The sequence below is a fragment of the Pseudarthrobacter sulfonivorans genome, assembly GCF_031454915.1.
Taxonomy (GTDB): domain Bacteria; phylum Actinomycetota; class Actinomycetes; order Actinomycetales; family Micrococcaceae; genus Arthrobacter; species Arthrobacter sulfonivorans_C.
Genome location: NZ_JAVDRS010000011.1, coordinates 1 through 24,243, shown reverse-complemented (window position 1 = coordinate 24,243; position 24,243 = coordinate 1). Strand labels below are relative to the sequence as shown.

General features: G+C 65.0%; 21 protein-coding genes, 1 tRNA gene and 1 riboswitch. Of the genes, 11 read left to right on the top strand and 11 right to left on the bottom strand.

The features are described from left to right. Positions 1 to 23 precede the first annotated feature (23 nt). Entirely contained in the window at positions 24 to 1,112 is a 1,089-nt protein-coding gene (locus J2808_RS20010) for a lipid II:glycine glycyltransferase FemX (protein ID WP_397428095.1), read from the bottom strand. Positions 1,113 to 1,253: 141 nt separating this feature from the next. On the opposite strand from J2808_RS20010, the gene J2808_RS20005 reads away from it, so the two are divergent. Next, complete coding sequence (locus tag J2808_RS20005; RefSeq protein ID WP_309820151.1) at positions 1,254 to 1,799, top strand: TspO/MBR family protein; 546 nt, start codon at positions 1,254 to 1,256, stop codon at positions 1,797 to 1,799. Positions 1,800 to 1,982: 183 nt separating this feature from the next. Here J2808_RS20005 and gcvP read toward each other — a convergent pair whose 3' ends face one another. Both gcvP and J2808_RS19995 read right to left on the bottom strand, forming a co-directional pair. Then, the gene (gcvP, locus tag J2808_RS20000; protein ID WP_309820149.1) at positions 1,983 to 4,847 is read right to left on the bottom strand and encodes an aminomethyl-transferring glycine dehydrogenase; all 2,865 of its coding nucleotides are present in this window, start codon (positions 4,845 to 4,847) and stop codon (positions 1,983 to 1,985) included. Between the two features lie 199 nt (positions 4,848 to 5,046). Further along, a riboswitch (glycine riboswitch) is annotated at positions 5,047 to 5,144 on the bottom strand. Between the two features lie 183 nt (positions 5,145 to 5,327). Then, positions 5,328 to 5,867 carry a TetR/AcrR family transcriptional regulator gene (locus tag J2808_RS19995; RefSeq protein ID WP_309820147.1) on the bottom strand — a complete coding sequence of 180 codons (540 nt, stop codon included), beginning with the start codon at positions 5,865 to 5,867 and terminating at the stop codon, positions 5,328 to 5,330. Between the two features lie 66 nt (positions 5,868 to 5,933). On the opposite strand from J2808_RS19995, the gene J2808_RS19990 reads away from it, so the two are divergent. Continuing rightward, positions 5,934 to 7,511 (top strand): MFS transporter, encoded by a 1,578-nt coding sequence (locus J2808_RS19990; protein ID WP_309820143.1) that lies wholly within the window; start codon positions 5,934 to 5,936, stop codon positions 7,509 to 7,511. A 97-nt stretch (positions 7,512 to 7,608) separates the two neighbouring features. On the opposite strand, the gene J2808_RS19985 is transcribed toward J2808_RS19990, so the two are convergent. Next, positions 7,609 to 8,088, bottom strand: coding sequence for a Dps family protein (locus tag J2808_RS19985; RefSeq protein ID WP_307485276.1), 480 nt, complete (start codon positions 8,086 to 8,088; stop codon positions 7,609 to 7,611). Between the two features lie 182 nt (positions 8,089 to 8,270). Here J2808_RS19985 and J2808_RS19980 point away from each other — a divergent pair, with 182 nt between their 5' ends. Beyond that, complete coding sequence (locus J2808_RS19980; protein WP_309820138.1) at positions 8,271 to 8,765, top strand: DoxX family protein; 495 nt, start codon at positions 8,271 to 8,273, stop codon at positions 8,763 to 8,765. Between the two features lie 157 nt (positions 8,766 to 8,922). Here J2808_RS19980 and J2808_RS19975 read toward each other — a convergent pair whose 3' ends face one another. Together J2808_RS19975 and J2808_RS19970 are read right to left on the bottom strand one after the other, a co-directional pair. Beyond that, positions 8,923 to 9,474 carry an AMIN-like domain-containing (lipo)protein gene (locus J2808_RS19975; protein WP_309820136.1) on the bottom strand — a complete coding sequence of 184 codons (552 nt, stop codon included), beginning with the start codon at positions 9,472 to 9,474 and terminating at the stop codon, positions 8,923 to 8,925. A gap of 311 nt (positions 9,475 to 9,785) precedes the next feature. Continuing rightward, entirely contained in the window at positions 9,786 to 10,088 is a 303-nt protein-coding gene (locus J2808_RS19970) for a DUF4193 domain-containing protein (protein WP_309820134.1), read from the bottom strand. A 173-nt stretch (positions 10,089 to 10,261) separates the two neighbouring features. On the opposite strand from J2808_RS19970, the gene J2808_RS19965 reads away from it, so the two are divergent. Continuing rightward, positions 10,262 to 10,609 (top strand): hypothetical protein, encoded by a 348-nt coding sequence (locus tag J2808_RS19965; protein ID WP_309820132.1) that lies wholly within the window; start codon positions 10,262 to 10,264, stop codon positions 10,607 to 10,609. 194 nt (positions 10,610 to 10,803) lie between these two features. On the opposite strand, the gene J2808_RS19960 is transcribed toward J2808_RS19965, so the two are convergent. After that, entirely contained in the window at positions 10,804 to 12,285 is a 1,482-nt protein-coding gene (locus J2808_RS19960) for a M1 family metallopeptidase (protein WP_309820131.1), read from the bottom strand. 13 nt (positions 12,286 to 12,298) lie between these two features. Here J2808_RS19960 and J2808_RS19955 point away from each other — a divergent pair, with 13 nt between their 5' ends. Continuing rightward, complete coding sequence (locus J2808_RS19955; RefSeq protein ID WP_309820129.1) at positions 12,299 to 12,604, top strand: hypothetical protein; 306 nt, start codon at positions 12,299 to 12,301, stop codon at positions 12,602 to 12,604. A 37-nt stretch (positions 12,605 to 12,641) separates the two neighbouring features. Here J2808_RS19955 and J2808_RS19950 read toward each other — a convergent pair. After that, positions 12,642 to 12,715 (bottom strand) — tRNA-Thr (locus J2808_RS19950). 169 nt (positions 12,716 to 12,884) lie between these two features. Next, the gene (locus tag J2808_RS19945; RefSeq protein ID WP_309820127.1) at positions 12,885 to 13,775 is read right to left on the bottom strand and encodes a DsbA family protein; all 891 of its coding nucleotides are present in this window, start codon (positions 13,773 to 13,775) and stop codon (positions 12,885 to 12,887) included. 179 nt (positions 13,776 to 13,954) lie between these two features. Here J2808_RS19945 and J2808_RS19940 point away from each other — a divergent pair, with 179 nt between their 5' ends. From J2808_RS19940 to J2808_RS19925, 4 genes are all read left to right on the top strand, one after another. Continuing rightward, positions 13,955 to 15,457: an alpha,alpha-trehalose-phosphate synthase (UDP-forming) gene (locus J2808_RS19940; RefSeq protein ID WP_309820126.1), complete on the top strand. Its 1,503-nt coding sequence runs from the start codon at positions 13,955 to 13,957 to the stop codon at positions 15,455 to 15,457. Further along, on the top strand, positions 15,447 to 16,277 hold the full coding sequence (gene otsB, locus J2808_RS19935) for a trehalose-phosphatase (RefSeq protein WP_309820125.1): 831 nt from the start codon (positions 15,447 to 15,449) through the stop codon (positions 16,275 to 16,277). Before J2808_RS19940 ends, otsB begins: the two co-directional genes overlap by 11 nt. Before the next feature lie 233 nt (positions 16,278 to 16,510). After that, positions 16,511 to 17,593, top strand: a complete 1,083-nt coding sequence (locus J2808_RS19930) for an ABC transporter ATP-binding protein (protein WP_190989866.1) — start codon at positions 16,511 to 16,513, stop codon at positions 17,591 to 17,593. A 147-nt stretch (positions 17,594 to 17,740) separates the two neighbouring features. Then, positions 17,741 to 19,159: a DUF4032 domain-containing protein gene (locus tag J2808_RS19925; RefSeq protein WP_309820120.1), complete on the top strand. Its 1,419-nt coding sequence runs from the start codon at positions 17,741 to 17,743 to the stop codon at positions 19,157 to 19,159. A 51-nt stretch (positions 19,160 to 19,210) separates the two neighbouring features. On the opposite strand, the gene J2808_RS19920 is transcribed toward J2808_RS19925, so the two are convergent. After that, a complete protein-coding gene (locus J2808_RS19920; RefSeq protein WP_309820118.1) occupies positions 19,211 to 20,581 on the bottom strand; it encodes an FAD-binding oxidoreductase in 1,371 nt (456 codons plus the stop codon). Between the two features lie 205 nt (positions 20,582 to 20,786). Here J2808_RS19920 and J2808_RS19915 point away from each other — a divergent pair, with 205 nt between their 5' ends. Further along, the gene (locus J2808_RS19915) at positions 20,787 to 22,514 is read left to right on the top strand and encodes a glycoside hydrolase family 13 protein (RefSeq protein WP_309820116.1); all 1,728 of its coding nucleotides are present in this window, start codon (positions 20,787 to 20,789) and stop codon (positions 22,512 to 22,514) included. After that, on the top strand, positions 22,514 to 23,560 hold the full coding sequence (locus J2808_RS19910; protein WP_309820115.1) for a LacI family DNA-binding transcriptional regulator: 1,047 nt from the start codon (positions 22,514 to 22,516) through the stop codon (positions 23,558 to 23,560). Before J2808_RS19915 ends, J2808_RS19910 begins: the two co-directional genes overlap by 1 nt. Before the next feature lie 9 nt (positions 23,561 to 23,569). Here J2808_RS19910 and J2808_RS19905 read toward each other — a convergent pair whose 3' ends face one another. Beyond that, a complete protein-coding gene (locus tag J2808_RS19905; RefSeq protein WP_309820113.1) occupies positions 23,570 to 24,073 on the bottom strand; it encodes an SRPBCC family protein in 504 nt (167 codons plus the stop codon). Between the last annotated feature and the right edge of the window lie 170 nt (positions 24,074 to 24,243).

Below are 24,243 nucleotides of genomic sequence, written 5' to 3'. Positions count from 1 at the left end.
GGGTGTGCGTTGCGGTTGGGCTGTCAGTAGAACTGCTGGCCGGTGCGGGCGGTTTCGAGCCGGCGGAAGATCCGTTCCGCGCCCTTGATCCAGAGGGTGTGCCGGACCGGGGACAGGACATAGTCATGGCAGCCGACGAAGTCCGTGACCGTCTTGGTGAAGCTCGTCTTAAACATGCCCATGCCGTACAGGTTGTGGGCCTTGTCCTTGATCTGGGCCGCTGGCGGGGTCCCGCAGAAGTCGTATTCGGTGCAGCCGAGTTCCTGCATGCGGCGGATCGCGGCCCACTGGACCAGGTGGGAATCGCCGTACTGCTTGCGGTTCTGGGTGGACCCGCCATCCTTATAGGTTGCCTTCGCACCATAGTTGATCACGAAGGCACCGACGCTGGGTTTGCCGTCCTCATGCACAAAGAAGAACCGGCCTTGGCCGCGGCTGCAGAACTCGTCCCAGAACTGGGCGTAGTACCCGTAGCTGCGCAGCGGCATGGAGCCCTTGGCGCTCACGGTGTCCGCCATGAGGCCATAGAGAGCCCGGTACGTTTCCGGGCTTTGTTCGCGTTCCACCACTTCGCAGCCTTCGCGTTCGGCACGGCGGATCGCGTTGCGGGCCCGGGAGGAAATGGCCCGGAGAACCTCGTTCTCCGGCGCAGCGATGTCCAGCAGCGCAGTGGAGTCGTTGGACTGGATATTGGCTGCCTTCACCAGGCCGGCGGCCGCGAGCTGGGCCTGGACTTCCGGCGAGGAGATGATGTCCGGTTCAATCTTGATAGTGAAGACGTTGAGCTTCCGGCTGCGGGCGAATGCCGCACAGGCTGCCAGGGCGGGCTTGAGGTCCGCGGCTGACTCCAGGTCCGGGCCCTTGATCAGGTACCAGAGGCGGCCCAGAATGGGGAACTTCTTCTCCAGGACCAGGTTGTAGCTGGACGTCCCGCCCGACTCCAGGACCAGGAAGCGCACGCTCCAGCCGCTGCCGTTCTTCACGGACGCGTAGGCCGCAGATTGCAGCATGTTGCCGCCGCTGGGGTTGGCCGTGACGTGCTTGTCCCAGTTCTCAATTTCCTCCGCTGTGGCAAAGCGGGCGGTGAATTCTCGCAAGGGGGCAGTGTCCAATCTCAGGGTTTCGTTCGTGGTTCTGTGCTCGTAGCTGCGTGCGGACATGTAGCCACAAGTCTAAAGCCTGAACCGGTCCGGCCGGTCCAGCAGGGCGCGGAGCGCCTTGACTCGCAGCCCGGGCTTCGCGAGTGTTGACGCATGGAGCTACTCCCGGAAAAGTCCGCCCACCAGCCCGAAGGCGCCGGCCTGAAACGCGGGCTCGGTGCCCAGGTGGTGGCCCTCGTTCTCTTCCTCGCGGCCTCCGCCTTGGTCGCCTGGCTGGGTGCGTTCGCCACGGTGGCTAACGTGAACGGCTGGTACGTCGACGCCGACAAAGCGCCCTGGTCGCCACCCAATTGGTTGTTCGGGCCAGTGTGGACAGCCCTCTACACGGCCATGGCGGTGGCCGCGTGGCTGGTCTGGCGCCGCGGCAGTCCCGAGTCTCGGCCGGCCCTGGTTGCCTACGGAATCCAGCTGGTGCTCAACCTGCTGTGGACGCCGACTTTCTTCGGGCTGTATCCACTGATCGGGACGGCTGCGCTCTGGCTGGCCTTTGTGGTCATCCTTGCACTGATCGCGGCCGTGACGGTCACGGTGGTCCGCTTCGGCCCGATCAGCAGGCTGGCGGGGCTCCTGTTATTGCCCTACATCACCTGGATTGTGTTCGCATCGTCCCTCAACCTCTGGGCAGCGCTAAATAACTAGCCGCAGAGGTGCGGGAAGCCGGCGGGCCGAGGTTTTCACGCGTGCTGCGCCCCACCGGTTCCCTAGCCTCGCAAGCTCGGCCAGGGAACCCTGCCGGCGTGGGCCCACTACCTCGCTCTGACGCACGCTTTCGAAAACTCCGCCCGCCGTTTCCCAGCTCACATCAGTCCGCCGACGGGGTTCTTATTTTTCGAATTCGGTGAGCGGCGGGCAGGAGCAGATGAGGTTGCGGTCTCCGCCGGCGCCGTCGATCCGGCCGACCGGGGGGAAGTACTTGTCCTGCTTGAGATGGTGGACCGGGAAGACGGCCTGCTCACGCGGGTACTCTCGTTTCCAGTCGGAAGATACGACGGCGGCCGCGGTGTGCGGTGCGTTGCGCAGCGGGGAGTTCTCCACGCTGAAGTCGCCGTTGGCGACCTGGTCGATTTCCTGGCGGATGGTGATCATCGCGTCGATGAACCGGTCGATCTCGGCCAGGTCCTCGGACTCGGTGGGCTCCACCATCAGGGTGCCCGCTACCGGGAACGCCAGGGTGGGGGCGTGGAAGCCGTAATCGATCAGCCGCTTGGCCACATCCTCGGCCGTCACCCCGGTCTTGGCGGTCAGCGCGCGCAGGTCCAGGATGCACTCGTGCGCCACCAAACCGCCCTCACCGGTGTAGAGGACCGGGAAGTACTCATTCAGGCGGGCCGCGACATAGTTCGCCGCGAGCAGGGCCGACTTCGTGGCCTCGGTCAGGCCCTCGGCGCCCATCAGCTTCACATACGCCCAGGAGATCGGGAGGACCCCGGCGGAACCGAAGTTCGACGCCGAGATCGCCACGCCGTGCCCGTCTTCGTGGGCTGCCTTGTTCGCGTCCCCGGGCATAAACGGTGCCAGGTGCGCCTTCGCCGCGACCGGGCCCACCCCGGGGCCGCCGCCGCCGTGCGGGATGCAGAAGGTCTTGTGCAGGTTCAGGTGCGAGACGTCCCCGCCGAACTTGCCCGGCTGCGCCAAACCAACCAGGGCGTTCAGGTTCGCCCCGTCCACATACACCTGCCCGCCCGCAGCGTGAACAGCGTCGCAGATCTCGGTCACGTCCGCGTCATACACCCCGTGGGTGGAGGGGTAGGTGATCATGATCGCGGACAGGGAGTCCCTGTTCGCCTCGATCTTCGCGTACAAATCAGTGTGGTCAATCGTGCCGTCGGCGGCGGTGGCCACGACAACGACCTTCATGCCGGCCAGGACCGCGGACGCGGCGTTGGTGCCGTGCGCCGAGGCCGGGATCAGGCAGACGTTGCGCTGTGCATCGCCGTTGGCCAGGTGGTAGCCGCGGATCGCGAGCAGGCCCGCGAGCTCACCCTGGGACCCGGCGTTCGGCTGCAGCGAGACCTGGTCATAGCCGGTGATCTCGGCCAGGTCTTTCTCGAGGCCGCTGATCAGTTCACGCCAGCCCACCGTCTGGGACTCCGGGGCGAACGGGTGGATCGAGGCGAACTCCGGCCACGAAATCGCCTCCATCTCCGCGGTCGCGTTCAGCTTCATCGTGCACGAACCCAGCGGGATCATGGTCCGGTCCAGCGCCAGGTCCCGGTCGGACAGCTTGCGGATGTACCGCAGCAGCTGGGTCTCCGAACGGTGCGTGTTGAACACCGGGTGCTGCATAAACTCCGAGGTGCGCTCCACGGAGGACTCAAAGGAGAAGCCCGTCTGGGCGGAATCCTCGGCGCCGACAATTTGGGCACCAAAGACACCGGCGACGACGGCGACGGTTTCCGGCGTTGTGGTTTCATCCGCGGAGATGCCCACCTCGTCGGCGTCGATGACGCGAAGGTTGATGCCCTTGGCTTCGGCCGCAGCCACGATCTCAGCAGCCTTGCCGGGTACGCGGACGGTGATGGTGTCGAAGAAGCTGCCGTGCAGGACCTCCAAGTCAGCAGCACCAAGGGACGCCGCCAGGGTGCGGGCGTGGTGGTGGACGCGCTCGGCGATGGCCTTCAGCCCGTCCGGGCCGTGGTAGACGGCGTAGAACGAGGACACGATCGCGAGCAGGGCCTGCGCGGTGCAGATGTTCGAGGTCGCCTTCTCACGGCGGATGTGCTGCTCACGGGTCTGCAGGGCCAGACGGTACGCGGGGACACCGGCGTCGTCCTTGGACACACCCACCAGGCGGCCGGGCATCGACCGCTCCAGGCCCTTGGCCACCGCCATGTACGCCGCGTGCGGGCCGCCGAAGAACAACGGCACCCCGAAACGCTGGGTGGAACCGACCGCGATATCCGCGCCCTGCTCACCCGGAGGGGTGATCAGCGTCAGCGCCAGCAGGTCCGCCGCGACGGTCACGAGCGCACCGCGCTCCTTCGCGGCGGCGATCACGCCGGCGTGGTTGAACACCCGGCCGGACACGCCCGGCTGCTGCAGGACGATGCCGTTAATGACACCATCCGGCAGACCCTTGGACAGGTCCGCGACCTCCACCTCAAAGCCCAGGGCCTCGGCCCGGCCCTTCACCACCGCGATGGTCTGCGGCATCACGTCAGCGTCCAGGACCGTCTTGCCGTCGCGGGCCTCTTTGTTCTTGTTCGCCCGGCGCATCATCAGGACAGCCTCGGCCACGGCCGTGGCTTCATCCAGCAGCGAGGCATTGGCAATCGGCAGGCCCACCAGGTCCTGGACCATGGTCTGGAAGTTCAGCAGCGCCTCAAGCCGGCCCTGGGAAATCTCGGGCTGGTACGGGGTGTACGCGGTGTACCAGGCCGGCGCCTCAAGGATATTCCGGCGGATCACAGCGGGCGTCACGGTGTCGTAATAACCCTGACCGATCATCTGCACAGCCGTCTTGTTCTTCCCCGCAAGCTTCCGCAGCTCAGCCAGGACCTCAACCTCACTCAGGGCGTCCTGTAAGGTCAGGCCGGCTTCCTGACGGATGGAAGCAGGGACAGCGGTATCCACCAGGGCGTCCACGGTGTCGTAACCGACAGTTTTGAGCATGGTGTCGATGTGCGCCTGGCGGCGCGCACCGATGTGGCGGTCAACAAAGGTGGCGGAGGCGGACTTAACACTCACAGGGAACTCCATAACTAAGGCTGGGCAGGGCACGCCACATCGATTCGGTTCCTCCCCGCTCTGTCTGGGACCCTGAGAGTTTCCGCGCCGCCTGCTCTCGCGGGGTGGCGCTTGCACCGTCGGTGAGCACAGCGGTCCTGGCAGCCCGGAGATATCCGGGACTGTCTCAGGTGGACGGCGTGCCGCTTTCCAGAGTTGCCTGGCCGCGGCGGTACATGGGCCTGAGAGATTCCTGGGGAGGATTTGCTCCTACGGCGCCTGTTGTACCTACTAACAGAACTCTCCCGCCGCAGATCAAAGGCATATTCAGTTGGTTGTTGTGGCGGCCACAGCTGGCCGCCACGAGGTCCAATTCTCCTACGCGCCGGGGCTCCGGGCAAATGTGGCCGTCGGATTCTGCGCCATCATTCCGGCGTGGGGCTCAGGCTCACCACCGGACATACGGGCCGCGCCCCGGCAGGGCCCAATGATGGCGCAGAATCAGCCGCGCAGCCGTTCCACCGCAGCCAGGAGCACCTCCACGTCACCCTGCCGGCCATCGGCGCTTGAGGCCGGACCGCCTTCCCACATGGCGTTCAAATACAGTCCGTCCCCCATGTACAGCACGGCCTTGGCCATACCGCTGCCAACATCGGCGGCGATCAGGTCCAGCCACTGCTGCTGGATGGCGGCGAACCGGCGGCGGGCCTCCACATGGGCCACTTCTGCCAACCGGCTCGCGGCCAGGAAGGAACGGTCCATGGGCGAACCGGACCAGAGCGATGTCCGGATGAAATAGGTGGCCGCGCCTTCCGGTGCTGCCGCCATGAGGGCAATGTCCTCCCCTGCCAGCGAATCCAGACGCTCCAGCATGGCTGCGATCAGCGCCTCTTTGTTGGGGAAGTGGTACAGCAGGCCACCCTTGGACACCCCGGCCCGCTTCGCCACGGCATCCAGGGTGGCTGCCCGTTCCCCCACGCCGATCAGGAGTTCTTCGAAGGCGTCGAGTACGGCATCGCGGGCTACGGGTTTTCTGGGCATGGTTTCCATCATGCATGGTCGACACCCGGTTTCTTAACTGTACCGTCTAGACGGTACAGTTATTAGATGACGTTGTCTTCGACCTCCACCCAGAACACGCGCAGCACACCCACAGCCACCCTGCCCTCGGGATCCACCAGGGCACCGTGGCGTGACTGGCTTGCGCTGGTCCTGCTGATGTTCCCCGTGCTCCTGGTGGCCGTGGACAACACAGCCTTGACCTTCGCGCTCCCGGCGATCGCGAGCAGCCTGGAGACAACCGGCGTCCAGTTGCTGTGGATCGTGGACGCCTATCCCCTGGTGCTTGCCGGCCTGCTGGTTGCCATGGGCAGCCTGGGTGACCGGATCGGGCGCCGCCGCCTGCTGCTGATCGGCAGCGTTGGCTTCGCCGCTGTGTCAGCAGCCACGGCCTTTGCCCCCAGCGCTGAGTGGCTCATCGCAGGGCGGGCCGCGCTGGGATTTTTCGGCGCCATGCTGATGCCTTCCACTCTGTCCCTGATCCGCAACATCTTTCCCGATCCAAACCGGCGCCGGCTGGCCGTGGCCATCTGGGCGGCCGGTTTCTCCGGCGGCGCCGCACTGGGACCCATCTTTGGCGGCTGGCTCGTGGAGCATTTCTGGTGGGGTGCCATCCTGCTGGTCGCTGTGCCCATCATGCTCCCGCTCCTGGCCTTCGGTCCCGTCTTCATCCCTGAGTCGAAGGACCCTCGCCCGGGACGGCTGGACGTGCCGAGTATCGCCCTGTCCCTGATGGTGATGGTGCCCGTTGTGTATGGCATCAAGGAGCTGGCCACCGAAGGCTTGGGGGCCGTCCCGGCCGCCCTGATTGCCTTTGGCCTCGCCATGGGATTCGTCTTCGTCCGCCGTCAGCAGCGGCTGGCCAGCCCGCTGCTGGACATGTCGCTGTTCGGCAACCGGGTCTTCAGTACCGCCATCACGGCAAACGTGCTGGCACTGTTCTCCTTCAACGGCTTCATACTCTTCCTCGCCCAGCACCTGCAGCTCCTTGACGGGATGACACCGTCGGCCGCCGGCGTGGCCATGATCCCGGCCCTGGTGGCCACAGTGGTGGCCGGCCTGGCGGTGGTGCCGCTGGTCCGGAAGGTGCGGCCGGGCTTTGTGGTGGCCGGAGGCCTTGCTCTCAGCGCCACCGGCTACGGGATCGTCGTCTTCGGTGACCACGCCTCCGGGCCGGTTCTCCTGCTGGCTGCACTGCTGATTCTTGCCCTGGGCGTGGGCGCGGCGGAAACGATCTCCAACGATCTCATCCTTAGCGCAGTCCCAGCGGAAAAGTCAGGTGCGGCCGCTGCCATCTCGGAAACAGGCTACGAGGTGGGTTCCCTGCTGGGGACCGCTGTCCTGGGCTCCATTCTTACGGCGTCCTACCAGCACAATCTCCGCTTTCCGGCCGAGCTGGAGGAATCCTCGCCCGAAGGGGCTGTACACCAGGCCGGCGAAACCCTCGCGGGGGCAATGGAGCTCGCAGCCAGCCTGCCTGCCCCGCTCGGCGACGCCCTGCGCGGAGCGGCGCGCGTCGCGTTTGATTCGGGCGTCCACATTACTGCCGCAATTGCGCTGGTACTGATGGCTGGCGCGGCGGCCCTCACCGCCGTCGTACTCCGCAAAATTCCGACGGCGGACTAGACGCAGCGGCCCTGCTGACAGGAACGCGCACGAAGAAGGCCCCGGTACCGGAAATTCCGGCACCGGGGCCTTTCGCGCGCCAAGGCGCGCCAGACTGCTACTTGGCGTCGGGCGCTGTGACGCTGGCGGACGCCTTCATGGTCTCGGCGTTCACCATCCAGGCGTACTGCTCCAGCTTGGCGATGAATTCGTGCAGCAGGTCCGCGGTGGTGGGATCCTCTTCATCCACCTCGTCATGGACCTTGCGCATGGTCCCCACCGCAGCCTCAAGGGCTGCGACGATCCGTTCGATGGCGTCCTTGGTGTTGATTAGGCCCTCCGGGAACTGCGCCAGCGACGTGGACTTGGCCACGGTGGCGCTGCGGCCGTCCGGCAGGGCATGAAGGGCCCGCATCCGCTCGGCCGTGTCATCGGCGAATTGCCGCGCGGCGTCGACGATTTCATCCAGCTGCAGGTGCAAGTCCCGGAAGTTGGTTCCCACAATGTTCCAGTGGGCCTGCTTGCCCTGGATGTGCAGCTCTATCAGGTCCGCAAGAACGGCCTGCAGGTTGTTGGTCAGGGTCGGTGAAGCTTTCATGAATCCTCCTCGATTGGTCCAGTAATCCCGACGCTATCAGTCCGGCCGGGGCCGTGCCGCGCGGACGGACGAGATTTCTCAGTAAGCTTACTAAACCGCCCGACAATGCCGAGGGAAGGTACGCAGCAAAGCCGTGCCGTCGATCATGGGCAGGAAGTTACCGGCGGGTAGACCAAGCGGGAATGCATGCTACGTTTCCTCCAAGACTGGTTCCCGAACAGCACTGGCCCGGATCCTCACCTCCCGCAGGGAAAGTCTCGGTGCCGCGGCTGATCGGAGCCGTTGCCCTGGGCTGTTCGCTCCTCTTCGCAGGGATCAGCCATCTCACCGTTGCGCGGCAGGAATTTCAGGCGCAGGTCCCGCCATGGTTTCCGCTGGATAAGGACACCGTTGTGCTGGCCTCCGGCGTGGTTGAAATCAGCCTCGGCGCTGCACTGATCGTTCTGCGTGAGCGCCGCGTCCCGGTGGGACTGTTTGCTGCGGGGTTTTTCGTCCTGATTTTCCCCGGCAACATCTCGCAGTACGTGACCCGGACGGACGGGTTCGGCTTAAACACAGACCGCGCGCGCCTCGTGCGGTTGTACTTCCAGCCAGTGCTGGTCGTGTGGGCGCTATGGTCCACCGGAGCGTGGAAGGAACTGCGGGCGGCGCTGCGCCGGGGCAACCGCCGGGCATAGCGCCGCCGTCGTGATGATGACCCCAGCCGCTGCGGCCCGCCAACACCGCCCGGCTGCGAGCGCACAGAGCGGTGCCCTGCCCGGAGTCTTCCCGAGCAGGACACCGTCCCTTGGGTTATTGACTTATCTCAACGTCGGATCAACAGCCGACCGGCGGTCACCAGAAGTGCGCTACGTCCACTATCAGCCGCGATCCTGAGCCCGGGCCATCCAGGGTAAGTACCCGGAACGGGAGCCGTGCACGGACACCGAGTCCGATAGTTGTGTAGCCTTCAAAGCTGCCTGCGGACGCTACCTGCCGGAAAGTCTGGTAAGCAGCAACGTTGGACAGTTCGGCCTTGTTCGCCGGGCTGTACGTGGCCTTGCCAGTCTCGCTGTTGTAGGAAGGCGCGGTCACAGTTACCTGAAGGAACGCCTTCCCCCGCAGAGGAACCTTGAATCCAGAACCGTCCTGGGTTACGTTGCCGACGTACCGGGCGGTGTAGCCCTTCACAGGGCCGTTGAGATCAACCACCATCCGGTCGAAGCAGTAGTGCCGCCCCGTCCGAACATTGGTGACGGATGCGGCGCTCATCGTCCGGTTTGTTTCAGCCAGCGACCCCCAGGCGAGTCCGCAATACGATGTGGTTGCCGAGGCGGGCCCCGGAGCCAGGAAACCCAATCCAACAGCCATCAGAATGACTGTCAGCCACGTGTAGATCTTTTTCATTGTGGGCCACCCTTCGAGTGATTAGGTAGCTCAAGCGTAGGAGCCCCACAGGCCCTTAAGTAGGGTTGTGGCCGCTTCGGCGCGGAACCGTTAAAAGCGGCTTTCCCCGGTCACGCGGAAGTCATTCGGCGGCGTATTTGCGGACAAAAGAAACGCTATTAACACCATTTCTGCACCCCACCGTTATGCGTGATAACGACGCCGGCGTGGCGTCGCCGGGCGCTCCGCGCGGGCATCGGCGAAAAACGCAAATGCCCCGTACGGCCCGGGGGCCTGACGGGGCAATTTCACGTTGCGGAGCGTGGAGACTTTCAGCCTTCGCACTCGATGCAGTACTTCAAGCCGTTCTTTTCGCGAGCAACCTGGGAGCGGTGGCGGACCAGGAAGCATGATGAGCACGTGAACTCATCGGACTGCTCAGGAACAACAACAACGGTCAGCTCTTCGCCGGAGAGATCGGCGCCGGGCAGGTCAATGCCCTCAGCCGTATCGTTCTCCTCGACGTCGATGACTGCAGTCTGGGCATTCGCGCCGCGGGATGCCTGCAAAGCCTCCAGCGACTCGGCGGAAGACTCGTCATCCGTCTTGCGTGGAGCGTCGTAATCGGTAGCCATAACGGGGTTCACTTTCGTTGCTGCGCGGCACCATTTCAGGCGCCTCAGTGAAGCAGTTTAGGTCATAGGGCGGGTAGTTAAGCAATAGCCTGTGAAACCGGCCAGATTCTTCGGACCTGCGCGGGGTTAGGCTGCAATAGCCAGCATTCCATGTTGTACACGTAGGAGGCATCATGGCCGCCAAGCTCAACCGCAAAGCATTGACCCACGCGCGCAAGCTCATCGAGCGCGGAAAAGTTGAACGCGATGTCCGCGATGACTGGAGCGAACACGCTCCCTCTGCCGACGACGAGAATGTGTATATCGATAAGCACGGCTTCGCTGCGTTCGCCGAATGGCATCTGGGCCGGGACGACGACCAGTCCGAAGGCACCAAGGGCAGCGTCAGCTTTCCGTTCGGCGACTTCAAGAAGGTCCACCGCTGCGCCGTGATCTCGCTGGAAAGCCGGGCGGCCCAGCACGGCCACGATGATATCCGTGACGCCGCCAAGAAGCTGCTGGAACTGATCGATTCGGAGTGACAGTCGGGCAGCATGGGACCTTATGCTTGACGATCCGCATCGCTGCGCGGGAGCCACCGCGTCATTCCGGCTGAACTGCTCGCCCGGACGTGGGAGTACCTGAGCGCGGAGTCTGCAGCCAGGGCCCATGCTCGCCGGCGACCCAGGGGGACACCGGATTTCAGCTCAGACGTTGGGCGAACTCGGGACCTGGATCAGGGCTGCGGGATCTCCACCGGCCGGACTGGCGCCCGCAGCCAGGTGTTGAAGAAATTGTCCAACTCTTCGCCCGAGGCTTCTTCCATCACGGCCTGGAAGTCCCCGGTGGTGGCCGACGAGTCGTCGTAGCGGGTCAGCCACAGCCCTGCGCCCTCGAAGAATGCCTCGTCGCCGACCTTGACACGCAGTGCGTGCAGGGCTGCCGCTCCACGCTGGTAGATCTGAGCCACGAATAAGTTGTCCCGGCCAGGGTCAGTAATGTCCAGCCCCCAGCGTTTGTTGGAGTCCAGGGATTCGACGGTGTTGGCGAATTGCCTCGCCACCGTTGATGTTCGTCGGTGTTCTGCCCACAGCCACTCCACGTAGGTGGCCCAGCCCTCGTTGAGCCAGATGTGCTGCCAGTCTGCCGGGCTGACGGCGTTGCCGAACCACTGGTGTGCCAGTTCGTGCACCACCGTGGCTCCGTCGGCGACTCCTGAGTAGACCGGCCGCGTCTGCGCTTCCAGGGCGTAATCGACCGAGTCGTCGTCGACAATCGCACCGAATGCCTCAAACGGGTACCTTCCAAACAGTTTCTCCAGGAACGAGATCATGTCCGGCTGCAGGGCGAGTGCAGCATTCGTGTCCACCAGCGCCTGGCCGGCCACGTCAGCGTCGATAGCGTTGATGATGGGCAGCCGCCGGGGCCCGGTGTCGTACGACAGGACGAAGTCGCCAACGCTCGCCGTTGACAGGTAGCTGGCCATGGGGTCCGCGGCCTCCCACGTCCACGTCGTCCACCCTGCCTTAGTGCGCGGCCGGCCGACAGGCAGTCCGTTGGCTACGGCCGTTTTGCCCTCGGGCACCGCGATGGCAAACGTATAGGTCGCCTTATCCTCGGGATCGTCATTCACGGGGTACCAGGTGGAAGCCCCGTCGGGCTCGTTGACGACCAGCGCACCGTCCGCCGTGGTGACCCACCCATAGAGCGCCCCGGTGGTATCCGTCGGACGACCAGTGACACCCCCATACTCGACGACGATCGTGGCAACCTGCCCGGCTTCCAGTTCCGGCCGCAGGCCGATGGTGAGCTCCCAGACGCGGTTCGCGTCCTCCTGCACCTGCCACCATTCGGAGGCGCCGCCGTCGTGAGATTTCGCTTCCTTGGCGCCGGTTCCATCGACGCTGACCGCCGTCACTTCCAGGCCGCGCAGGTCGAAGTTGAGCGTTCCCAGCTCCTCCGTGGCACGAAGGGTGACGGTGGCTACGCCGCTGAGGTTGCCTTGAAGAACAGCGGGGTCCGACGGCGGCGCGTAGCGGAGGTCGAGGTCGTAATGGAGTACGTCGTAGCCGCCATTGCCGGCGTAGGGAAAGTACTCGTCACCGCTGCCGGGTTCGCCTGCTGCGTAAGGCGGCCCGTTGTGGCCGGGTGCCGCCTGCGCAGCGGAGCCTAGGCCCGAGAGGCTGGCCGTCATAAGCACAACCACCAGTACTGTCATGCGCGAGCGCCCCATGGAACTGCTGAGCTTTATGGATCTGCTGAACCAAGCAAACGCGGGGGACAACGGCGCGCGGAAGAAACGCCTCAAAGTGATCATCGTGGTGCTCCTGAGGGCGGCCGAAGCCATCAAGGTTCTCGCCGAAAAATCTGCACGGGCAGTGAAGTTGGGTGCCTTTGCGGCGACGAGACCGATACCAGCGGCGCTAAGCGCCGCACCCCACAGTCAAAGAGTCAATCTAGGCCGCCCCGCCGGCCCTGTCAACGCTTCTCCCCAGCTCGAGTCAATACATCGTTGGGAAGGAGATGATGCGCAGTAGTTGCGGGCTGGATTCCAGGCGCCAGGCCCCGTATCGGAGCCTCCTGTCGGATTCGAACCGACGACCCCCGCTTTACAAGAGCGGTGCTCTGGCCAACTGAGCTAAGGAGGCGCGCCCAAACAAGGGCGTGCGCCTGAACGGCGCTAGATAAGGTTAGCCCAAGTCCGCCCGCTGGTAAAAATGGGGCAGACCCGAGCCCGCAGGAGAATACAAAAATGGCCCGGCCCCGGGGAAGCCGGAACCGGGCCATCTCTGCTATGTCAGCAGAGGCTCAACCAGATCAGCCCTTGGCGGTGATCGCAGCCTGCAGGAATTCAGGGAACGGCGTCTGCGCGCTGGCGCCCTTGCCCCACTGCTGGCCGTCAACGAACACGGTGGGCGTGCCGGTGACGCCGATGGCGGCGGCCTGCTTGGTAGTGAACTTCACGAACGGGCGGTAGGTCTTCTCGTCGACGCACTTGTCAATGGGCTTGGCGCCGATGTCCGTGGCCATCTTCTTCAAGTCGTTGTCGGAGATGCCCGCGCCGCCTTCGGCCGGCTGGTTCGCGAACAGCGAGTCAACGAATTCCGCGTACTTTTCCGGGGACTCGTTCACTACACAGGCTGCGGCGTTGGCTGCCCGCGAGGAGTAGTTGGTCGAGGACCGGTTGTCCAGGAAGCCGAGGGCCCGGTATTCCACGGAGATCTTGCCCTCGTTGCGCAAGGTGGTCAGCTGCTCGTTGTACTGTGCTTCGAAGTTTTTGCAGACCGGGCAGATGAAGTCAATGTAGAGGACCACCTTGACGGGCTTTCCGGCTTCAGCCTCAGCGCCGGGGGCAACGATTTCGGCCGGGGCTGTCTGCGGCGGCTCTCCCACGGAAGCGGCATCAACGGTAGCCGGGTCCAGCTTGGCCACCTCGGTGTTGGCAAGCAGCGTAATGCCGCCGTGGACGTTGCCGTTGGCCGGAGTGGGCCCGCTGTCAGCAACGGGAGCGTTCTGCTGCATGGTTGTGGTCACCACAAGGGCCACTACCGCAAGGATGGCCACAACAGCCACCACAATGCCCCAGCCGATCAGCAGCTTATTGCGCTTGTCCTTCTTCAGCTGGGCTTCGCGGATCAGGCGAGCCTTCTCGCGCGCCTCCGAGGTTCGCTCAGCTTTGGACTTACGTGCATCATTTGCGGGGCTCATGTGTTCCTTGGGTCGATCGACATAGGGGGACCACTCAGTGGCAACTCCACCATTTTAGGGGAGAAACCTGAGAGCTTGCTCTTTCAAGTATTCCGCCCTCATAACCAACGGACGAATGGCCCCCAAGATTCCATCCTATTAAGGTGGCTTAAAGGCACAAGCAACCCCAGGGGGCCGCAATGCAAACACCTGTCCAAGAAAAACCCACCGCCGTACACGAACCGGGCCCGTCCGGGGGCGGCCACGGTAAGGCCGCCAAGTACGACTTTATGGTGGTGTCCAACAGGCTGCCTGTTGACCGCTGCGCGCCAGGTGAAAGCGGCGATGACGGCTCCGGCTGGCGCCGCTCCCCCGGCGGCCTGGTGACCGCACTGGCACCCATGATGACCAAGACAGACGGCGCGTGGGTGGGCTGGCACGGCGCTCCCGATGAGACAGTGGAGCCCTTCAGCCACGGCGGCATGGACCTGGTCCCGGTGCAGCTGAGCAACGACGATGTTGAGCTCTACTACGAGGGCTTCTCCAACGCCACGCTGTGGCCGCTGTATCACGACGTCATCGCCCCGCCGGAGTTCCACCGGACCTGGTGGGATGCTTACCGGAAGGTCAACCAAAGGTTCGCCGACGCCGTCGTACGTTCTGCCGACAAGGGCGCCACAGTATGGGTCCAGGACTACCAGCTGCAGCTCGTACCGCGGCTGCTGCGGGAGGCCCGGCCGGACCTGAGAATCGGGTTCTTCAACCACATCCCCTTCCCCCCGCCGGAAATCTTCGCCCAGCTGCCGTGGCGGAAGGCCATCATCGACGGCCTGATGGGCGCCGACCTGGTGGGTTTCCAGCGCCCCAGCGATGCCGGCAACTTCATGCGCTCCGCCCGGCGGTTCCTCGGCGCCAGCGTCAAGCAGCAGCAGGTGCACGTAAAAGGCCACGACGGCGAAATCACGCACATCGCCAGGGCCCAGGCGTTCCCCATCTCCATCGACGTGGCACAGATCAGCGAACTGGCCCACAAACCGGAGATCATCGAGCGTGCGCGCCAGATCCGCCAGGACCTCGGCAACCCCAAGACCATCCTGCTGGGCGTTGACCGGCTGGATTACACCAAGGGCATCCGCCACCGGCTCAAGGCCTTCGAGGAGCTCCTGAACGAAGGCAAGCTCGCCGTCACGGATGCCACCCTCATCCAGGTGGCCAGCCCCAGCCGCGAACGGGTGGAACAGTACCGGCTCCTGCGCGAGGAGATTGAGGGTACTGTCGGCCACATCAACGGCACGTACGACACCATCCAGAACACTGCCGTCCGCTACCTCCACCACAGTTATCCGGTGGAGGAAATGGTGGCGCTGTACCTCGCCGCCGACGTCATGCTGGTCACGGCCTTGCGGGACGGCATGAACCTTGTGGCCAAGGAGTACGTCACGGCCCGCAAGGACAACGACGGCGCCCTGGTCCTCAGCGAGTTTGCCGGCGCCGCGGACCAGCTCAAGCAGGCGCTGCTGATGAACCCGCACGATATCGACGGCCTCAAAGACACCATCATGCACGCCGTCAACATGTCCCCCAAGGACGCCGCACGGCGGATGCGGTCGATGCGCAAACAGATCCTGGAGCACGACGTCGACCATTGGTCAGCTGACTTCCTGGCGGCCCTGAACGAGAAAGTTGTCCGCGATGACTCCTGACGCCCGCCCCGCCAAAGGCCCGCTCACCCTGTCTCCGGAACTCCGGGAGGCCACGCGCCGCATTGCCCAGACGGAACACCTGCTGGTGGCCCTGGACTTCGACGGCACCATCTCCCCGATTGTCGACCGGGCCGACGACGCGCGGCCCCTTCCGCGCTCGGCCGCCGCTCTTGCCGGGCTGGCCGCCCTTCCGAGGACGACGACGGCACTCCTCTCCGGCCGCGCCCTCGCCAGCCTGCGTGCTGTGGCGTCGCCGCCGGTGGACACGCTGCTGATTGGCAGCCACGGGGCCGAAGCCTGGCTTGGCCCCGGCTCTGCGGAACTGACCCTGGATGAGAACCAGCGCCTGCTGCTCGCCGAAGTCCGTGGCGTCCTCGAGGAAATTGTCGAGCAGGCGCCCGGCACGCTCCTCGAAGACAAGCCCGCCGGAGTGGTCCTGCACACCCGTTTGGCTGAGGATGATGTTGCCGAGGATGCAGTGGCCGCGGCCCGTTCAGTGCTTCAGGACCGCAAAGGTGTCTTCCTGAAGAACGGCAAGCGGGTCCTGGAGACTTCGGTGGTCAACGCCTCCAAGGGAGAGGGACTGACGTTCCTGCGCCAGATCACGGGGGCAACCGCCGTCCTTTTCGCAGGTGACGACGTCACGGACGAGGACGCCCTGGCGCGCCTGGAATCCGGCGACGTGGGCGTGAAGGTGGGCCTGGACTTCACCCAGGCCGAGTTCCGGGTTGAGGCGCCGGCCCACGTGGCGGAGTTGCTGGAGGCGCTGCTGCAGGAGCGGAGCCTCGTGGTGGCTGAGGAAGAGCCCGGCACCCCGTGATGCGGGCAAGCATGTCCAACCTCACATGTGACCTCCGTAACATTTGCAACAATAAGCAACTGGTCTGACATACTCTTGGTTGTGATGTGACGCACAGAACCGTGCGGCGTCACGCGATACTCCTCGGCCTCGGCCGGGGAGTACACGGCTGCAATGCCGTGGATAACTGAATTACATGAACCATTCACTACGGATCGTCCGGCACGTACCTGCCGGTGAAGGGATTGATAACTGTGGCTACAGTTACTTTTGATAACGCTACGCGTCTGTACCCGGGCACAGAGAAGCCCGCTGTTGACAAGCTCAACATTGAAATCGCCGATGGCGAATTCCTGGTCCTCGTTGGACCCTCCGGTTGCGGTAAGTCCACCTCCCTGCGCATGCTCGCAGGTCTTGAGGATGTAAACGCCGGCCGGATCCTGATTGGCGACCGCGATGTCACCGACGTTCCGCCGAAGGACCGCGACATCGCAATGGTTTTCCAGAACTACGCGCTCTACCCGCACATGACTGTTGCGGACAACATGGGCTTCGCGTTGAAGATCGCCGGCGTTTCCAAAGAGGAGCGTGCCGAGCGCGTCCGTGAAGCCGCCAAGCTTCTCGACCTCGAGCCGTACCTGGACCGCAAGCCGAAGGCACTCTCCGGCGGTCAGCGCCAGCGTGTTGCCATGGGCCGCGCCATCGTGCGTAACCCGCAGGTGTTCCTCATGGACGAGCCCCTCTCCAACCTTGACGCCAAGCTCCGTGTGCAGACGCGTACGCAGATCGCGTCCCTGACCCGCCGCCTGGGCGTCACCACCGTTTACGTCACCCACGACCAGGTCGAGGCCATGACCATGGGCGACCGCGTTGCGGTCCTCAAGGACGGCCTGCTGATGCAGGTTGACACCCCGCGCAACCTCTACGACAAGCCCAAGAACGTCTTCGTTGCCGGCTTCATCGGCTCCCCCGCCATGAACCTGCTGGAGCTTCCCGTCGTCGACGGCGGTGTCCAGTTCGGCGGAACGGTCTACCCCGTGCCGCGCAACGTCCTCGAAGAAGCACACGGCAGCACCGTCACCCTGGGCAGCCGTCCGGAAGACCTCGAGACCGCGCCGCAGGGCGAAGGACTCAAGGTTGAAGTTGACGTTGTTGAAGAGCTCGGTGCCGACGCCTACGTCTACGGCCACACCACGCTGGACGGCAAGGACCACGACATCGTGGCACGCGTCGACGGCCGCCGTCCCCCGCTGAAGGGCGAGTCCATCTACGTCCGTCCGCAGTCGGGCCACGTGCACCTGTTCGACACCAAGACCGGGCTGCGCCTGGGCGACTAGTCCCTCCGGTCCCGGTGGTTGAGCCTGGTGAAACCATGGGCACAACCAAACCAATAACGACGGCGGCCCTCCCCGAAGCGGGAGGGCCGCCGTCGTTCGTTGTGGGCACTTTGCCCCTGGCCCCCTGAAGTACGGAAGAATTGACCCATGAGCGATGAATACAATGCCCAGTGGCACGACGAGCCCACGGACTATGCGCAGGTAGGCAAACTGCCGCGGTTCGAGGCCGCGAGCGCGAAGGATGACAAGAACGTTGCCATCTCCAGCTCGCTTAACATCACCGCTGCGTCCGCGGATCCGGAGCTCCTGGACCTGCCGTGGCACATCGCACTGGAAGACTGGCCGGCAGAGAACCTGGCAGCGCTGCCCCGCGGTATCTCCCGGCATATCGTGCGTTTCGCGCACCTGGGCGGCTCCGTCATCGCCATCAAGGAAACGTCCGAACACGTAGCCCGCCACGAATACCACATGCTCCGCAAGCTGGCCCGCCTGGACGTCCCCTGTGTTGTCCCGGTGGCGGTCATCACCGGCCGCACCACCTTGGACGGGCGCCCGCTGAACCCCGTCCTGGTCACGCGTCACCTGAAGTTTTCGATGCCGTACCGCGCCCTGTTCTCGCAGATGCTGCGCAAGGACACCCTGACCCGCCTCATCGACGCCCAGGCGCTGCTGATGGTCCGGCTGCACCTCATCGGCTTCTACTGGGGTGACGTCTCGCTGTCCAACACGCTGTTCCGCCGCGACGCCGGCGCATTCGCCGCCTACCTGGTTGATGCCGAAACCGGCGAGCTCTACCCCGATCTTTCCACCGGCCAGCGCGAGTACGACCTTGAGATTGCCCGGGTCAACATCGCCGGCGAGCTGATGGACCTCCTGGACGGCGGCCTGATCGAAGAGAAGGTGGACCCCGTGGCCACCAGCGAACTCATCATGGAAAGCTACCGCCGGCTCTGGGCGGAGCTGACAGAGAAGGAATCCTTCGAACTCGGCGAACGGTGGCGCGTGGCCGCCCGCATCCGGCGGCTCAACGAACTCGGCTTCGACGTCGAGGAATACGCCATCAAGACCACCCAGAACGGTTCCACCATCCAGCTCCAGCCCAAGGTGGTGGACGCGGGCCACCACATGCGGCGGCTGCTGCGCCTGACCGGCCTCGACGCCCAGGAGAACCAGGCCAGGCGCCTGCTCAATGACATGGACACCTTCCGGGCGGACAACAACCCGGGGATGGACGAGGAATACAGCGCCCACTTGTGGGTCAGCCAGGTCTTCGAACCGATTGTGCGCTCCATCCCCCGCGACCTGTCCCGCAAGCTGGAACCGGCGGAGGCAGTCCACGAAGTCCTCGAGCACCGCTGGTACATGTCCGAGGATCAGGCCCGCCACATCCCGCTCGCCGAGGCTGTGCAGTCCTACATCGATTCCGTCCTGCGCCACCGCCGCGACGAGGCCGCCATCATGCTCAACCCGGACACCGGCATGCTCAAGATCCTCGAAGCCGAAACCGAGGAATCCCGCTACGGTGCCGACGAATCCATCGACGAGTACCCGGACGTCGACGACTAAGGGCTCGGCCTCGGTCACAGCACAGTTGTGTTAACACACGTGTGCCCGGCCTCAGATGGCCTTGCCCGGGTTCAGAATGCCGGCGGGGTCGAAGAGGTCCTTGATCCTGCGCTGGAGCTGCCGGACCGGCTCCGGCTGCTCCAGGCCCAGCCAGCGCAGTTTGTACTGCCCGATGCCATGCTCCCCGGTGATGGTGCCGCCCATCGCCAGTGCGGCCGTGACCGAGGCATCCAGGGCGAGGTTCAGCCGCTCCATGGCGTCGGTGTCAACGGCGCTGTCCTTTCGGTCTACCCAGAATGTCGGGTGCAGGTTGCCGTCGCCGGCGTGCGCCACCACTTTGAGGTTCACGTGATGTTCTGCCGCGAGATCCTCGAGCACCGCGACATAGTCCACCAGGCGTGAACGCGGCACCGCCACGTCCTCGCCCACGCGGTACTGGTCATCCACTTCCGCACCCCGGCTGTTCCGGCGGAGCTCCACAAGCTGCTCGGCTTCCGCAGTGGCTTCCGTACTCACCCGTGCGCCGCCGGCGGCCAGGACGGAACGGACGACGTCGGCCTCCGCCGCAGCGCCGAACCCATCAGTCTGGATCAGGAGCAGCGACCGTCCGCGTACGCTCAGGTCCGAGCCGTGGATTTCGTCCAATTGGGCGAGGGTGCCGCCGTCGAGCAGTTCCATAATGGCTGGCTGCACCCGGGCCCGGCCCACCGCCAGGACCCCCGCGGCGGCCTGCCTGAAGTCGGGGTAAAACGCGGCAATGGTGTGCACTTCGCGGGGCAGGTACTTGAGCCGCACGGTTGCCCCCACCACGATCCCCAGCGTCCCCTCCGAGCCGACAAACAGGCCCGTCAGGTCATAGCCGGCAACCCCCTTGAACGTCTGGTGGCCGGTGTGGATCAGGGACCCGTCGGCCATCACCACGTCCAGCGCCAGGACCGAGTCCCTGGTCACGCCATACTTTGCGCAGCGCAGTCCCCCAGCGTTGGTGGCAACGTTTCCACCAATGGTCGACGTGCGGAAGCTCGCCGGATCCGGCGCGTACATGAGGCCATGGGGAGCGGCGGCTTCGTTGAGGGCGGCGTTGATGACGCCGGGTTCGACGACGGCGGTCTCGTCCTCGGGGTTCAGGTCCAGGATGCGGTTCATCCGTTCCAGTGACAGGACAACGCTGTTCCGGCTCGCGTGCGCGCCCCCGGAAACACCAGTGCCGGCCCCTCGGGCCACCACGGAAACCTTGTGCGCGCCGCACAGCCTGACCACGGCCTGGACATCCGCCACCGAGCCGGCGAAAACTACGGCTTCGGGCAGCTGGAAGTCCAGCACGGGGGCCTGGTCCACGGCATAGCTGGCCAGCACAGTTTCGTCTGCACTGACCTGGGCGGCTCCGAGGACGCCCACCAGTTCTTCAACCAAGCTGCCCACGCAGCCTCCAGTTCCGTCGTCGCGATTGTCGTTACCAGTGTAGAACCGGCAATCGTTACGCTACTGCCCAGTAGTGTGACTTGGCCGTCGCTGCAAACGTTTCCACAGGTCAGGCCGCTAGCCGTGCTGCAAGTCCGGGTGGTTGGTGACACGCTGCATGGAAGCGTTTTCATTTTCTGGCGTCCGCGCGCTTAGCATGTCTCCCATGTCTGTAGATACAGTGATCTCCGCCACAGCGTCCCTGACGAGCCCGCTGTCCCTGATCCACGAGGCCAGCAGCGCCCCCGGCTGGTGGCGCTCGGCCGTCATCTACCAGGTGTACCCGCGGTCCTTCCGCGACCTCAACGGCGACGGCATTGGCGATCTGGCCGGAATCACGGCCGAGCTGCCGCAGCTTGCCGAGTTGGACGTGGACGCCGTCTGGCTGTCCCCCTTCTACAAGTCACCGCAACGCGACGCCGGATACGACGTCAGCGATTACTGCGACGTCGACCCTATCTTTGGCACGCTGATGGACTTCGACATCATGATGGCCGAGGCCAACCGCCTGGACCTGCGCGTCATCGTGGACCTTGTGCCAAACCACTGTTCGGACCAGCATGTGGCCTTCCAGGCCGCCCTCGCGGCCCCTGCAGGCAGCCCGGAGCGCGACATGTTCATCTTCCGGGACGGCGCGGGGCACGACGGCAACGAACCGCCCAACAACTGGCAGTCCCACTTCGGCGGCCCGGCCTGGACCCGGATCATGGGGCCCGACGGCAGCCCGGAACAGTGGTACCTCCACCTGTTTGATTCCTCGCAGCCGGACTTCAACTGGGACAACCCCGCGGTCCACGCCGAGTTTGAGCGGGTGCTCCGGTTCTGGCTGGACCGCGGCGTCTCCGGGTTCCGGGTGGACGTTGCGCATGCATTGGTTAAGGCTCCCGGACTCCCTGCCTGGGGCGGACGCCCCGACGGCGGTAACTCGGACGGCTTCCCCGGCCACGAGGCGCCGATGTTCGGCCAGCCGGCCGTGCACGACATCTACCGGGCCTGGCGAAGGATCCTCGACGAGTACGGGCCTGACAGGATCCTGTGCGCAGAGGCAGGCGTGGACCTCCACCGTCTTGCACATTGGGTCCGGCCCGACGAAATGCACCAGGCCTTCAACTTTCCGTACCTGCACGCCGGACTGGATGTGTACCGGCTCCGGGGCGTCATCACTGACTCCCTGACAGTCCTGAACGGCGTCGGCGCACCCAGCACCTGGGTGCTGTCCAACCACGATGTGGTCCGGCACGCCAGCCGCTTTGGCTACAACGGGTCCGGCCCCCGCGACGGTGACGGCATCGGTCCGGCCGATCACCAGCCGGACACTGGCCTCGGCCGCCGGCGCGCAGCGGCCGCCTCGATGTTTATGCTCGGACTCCCCGGCGCGGCCTACCTGTACCAGGGTGAGGAGCTGGGCCTCCCCGACGGCATCGATATTCCGGAACACGCGCGGCAGGACCCCACGTTCGCGCGCACCGGCGGCGAACGGCTGGGCCGCGACGGTTGCCGCGTCCCACTGCCGTGGCGGTCCGCTGAACGGCACCTGGGCTTTGGCGACGGCGACGATCCCTGGCTCCCCCTCCCGGCGAGCTTCACTGAACTGGCACGGGACGCCCAGGCCGCATCGCCGTCGTCGCACCTTAGCCTCTACCGGAACATGCTTGCCCTGCGCCGCGAACTGGGACTCGGCCGCGGATCCCTGGCCTGGGCGGAGGACTGGTGCAGCGGGTCGTCCCTGGCCTACGTCAACGGCGCTACGCTGGTGATCATGAACCTCAACCACGAGCCCTTGGAACTGCCCGCCGGCCACGTCCTCCTGCGAAGCGCAGGGCCGGATGCGGGCCACTTCCTGGCCTCGGGAGCAACCGCATGGCTGCGGATTGACGGAGGCGGCACAGAATAGTGGGACTCGCAGGCATCAAGGACGTTGCCGACCGCGCCGGGTTATCCATTGCCACGGTATCGCGGGCGCTCAGCGGTAAGGCGAACGTGTCACCCAAGAGCCGGCAACTGGCCAAGGCTGCCGCCGCCGAGCTCGGCTTCGTCCCCTCGTATCATGCCTCAAGCCTCGCTTCGGGCCGCAACCACAATGTGGGGCTTGTGGTCCCCTCCGTCCACCGCTGGTACTTCTCATCAGTAGTGGAGGGAGTGTCCGGCGCGTTGCTCGACGCCGGCTATGACCTCACCCTCTATAACGTGGGCGACGAGCCGGAACGCCGCCAAATCGTCCTGAACGATTTCCTGCTCCGAAAGCGGCTGGACGCCGTGATCGCCGTGGCCCTGGTCCTCAGCGAGGCCGAAATCCAGCAACTCCTGGCCATCCACCGCCCCATCGTGGGGATCGGCGGTGCGCTGGCCGGTGCCTCGACAATCCGGATTGATGACGCGCGCCTCGCGCGGACAGCAACCGAGCACCTCATCGGGCTGGGCCATACGCGCATCGCCCACATCACGGGGGACGGTGAGCTGAACCGGGACTTCAAGCTACCGGGAATCCGCAGGGCCGGCTTCGAAGCGGCCATGGCGGCCGCTGGCCATCGTGTCCGCCCGGAGTGGACGGTCTCCGCGGACTTCACCATCCAGGGCGCTTACGCCAGTGCCCGCACGCTCTTGGCCACGGCAACTGAACGGCCTACCGCAGTTTTTGCTGCCTCGGACGAAATGGCCATCGGCACAATCCTGGCCGCACGCGACTTCGGACTGCGTGTGCCGCAGGATCTCTCCGTTATCGGCATGGACGGGCACGAGCTTGGCGAGGTGGTTGGCCTGACCACCATCAACCAGGATCCCCGTGGGCAAGGAGCATTGGCCGCTCGGCTGCTGCTGGAAACGCTCGACGCCGGCGCGAAGCGACGTACCAAGGGCGCGCCGCCGGCACCGGAGGCCACGGACAGGGAGTACCCCACCGAGTTCCTGGTCAGGTCCAGCACAGCGGTCCCGCCGGTCTAAGCTTGCGGGCTACCTCGGCTCCGAACCCGTCCCGCCCATAAAGCGCACGAAACGGTCCAGAACGGCTGGCCAACTCTCGGCGGAGGCTGCCCTGGTAGCCGCCGGATCCTCGGCGCCTTCCCAGCCGTCATGGACCAACCGAACCTCAGTCCCCTCCGGTACGGCCCTGAACGCTACCCGCAGCTCGGTGGACCACAGGGCGGTGGTTCCCGGGTACCAGGAAGCGTGGAAGGACAGGGGCGGCTGCCAGTCATCGAGGCTGCCCCACACGGCAGTCCTGCCATCATCAGCGGTTTCCAGAACGAGGATGTCCTCGAATTCGACGTAGGAGCCCGTACCAAAAACGCTGTTGGATTCCATCGGCCACCACAAATGGGTGTGATCCGTGAAGCCGGCAAAGGCCTGCGCTACCGGCCCCGGCACCGTCACCGTGTAGACGACGGGCTCAAGGCTCTCTGCGGGCACAGTGTGGCCCGACAAGGCATCTTCCGAGTGACTGAAAAGGTTCTCCATGGACGTCAACTCTACGCGGCCTGTTTCCAGGGCTCTCGCACTTGATGCAGGTCTTCAGTGAGGATCTCACAGCATGGGGTTGGGTGGTTAAAGTGGGAGACCCCCCAACACGTGTGTGTTGGGGGGTCTCGACCTTAATGATGTTCCGGCGGTGACCTACTCTCCCACAC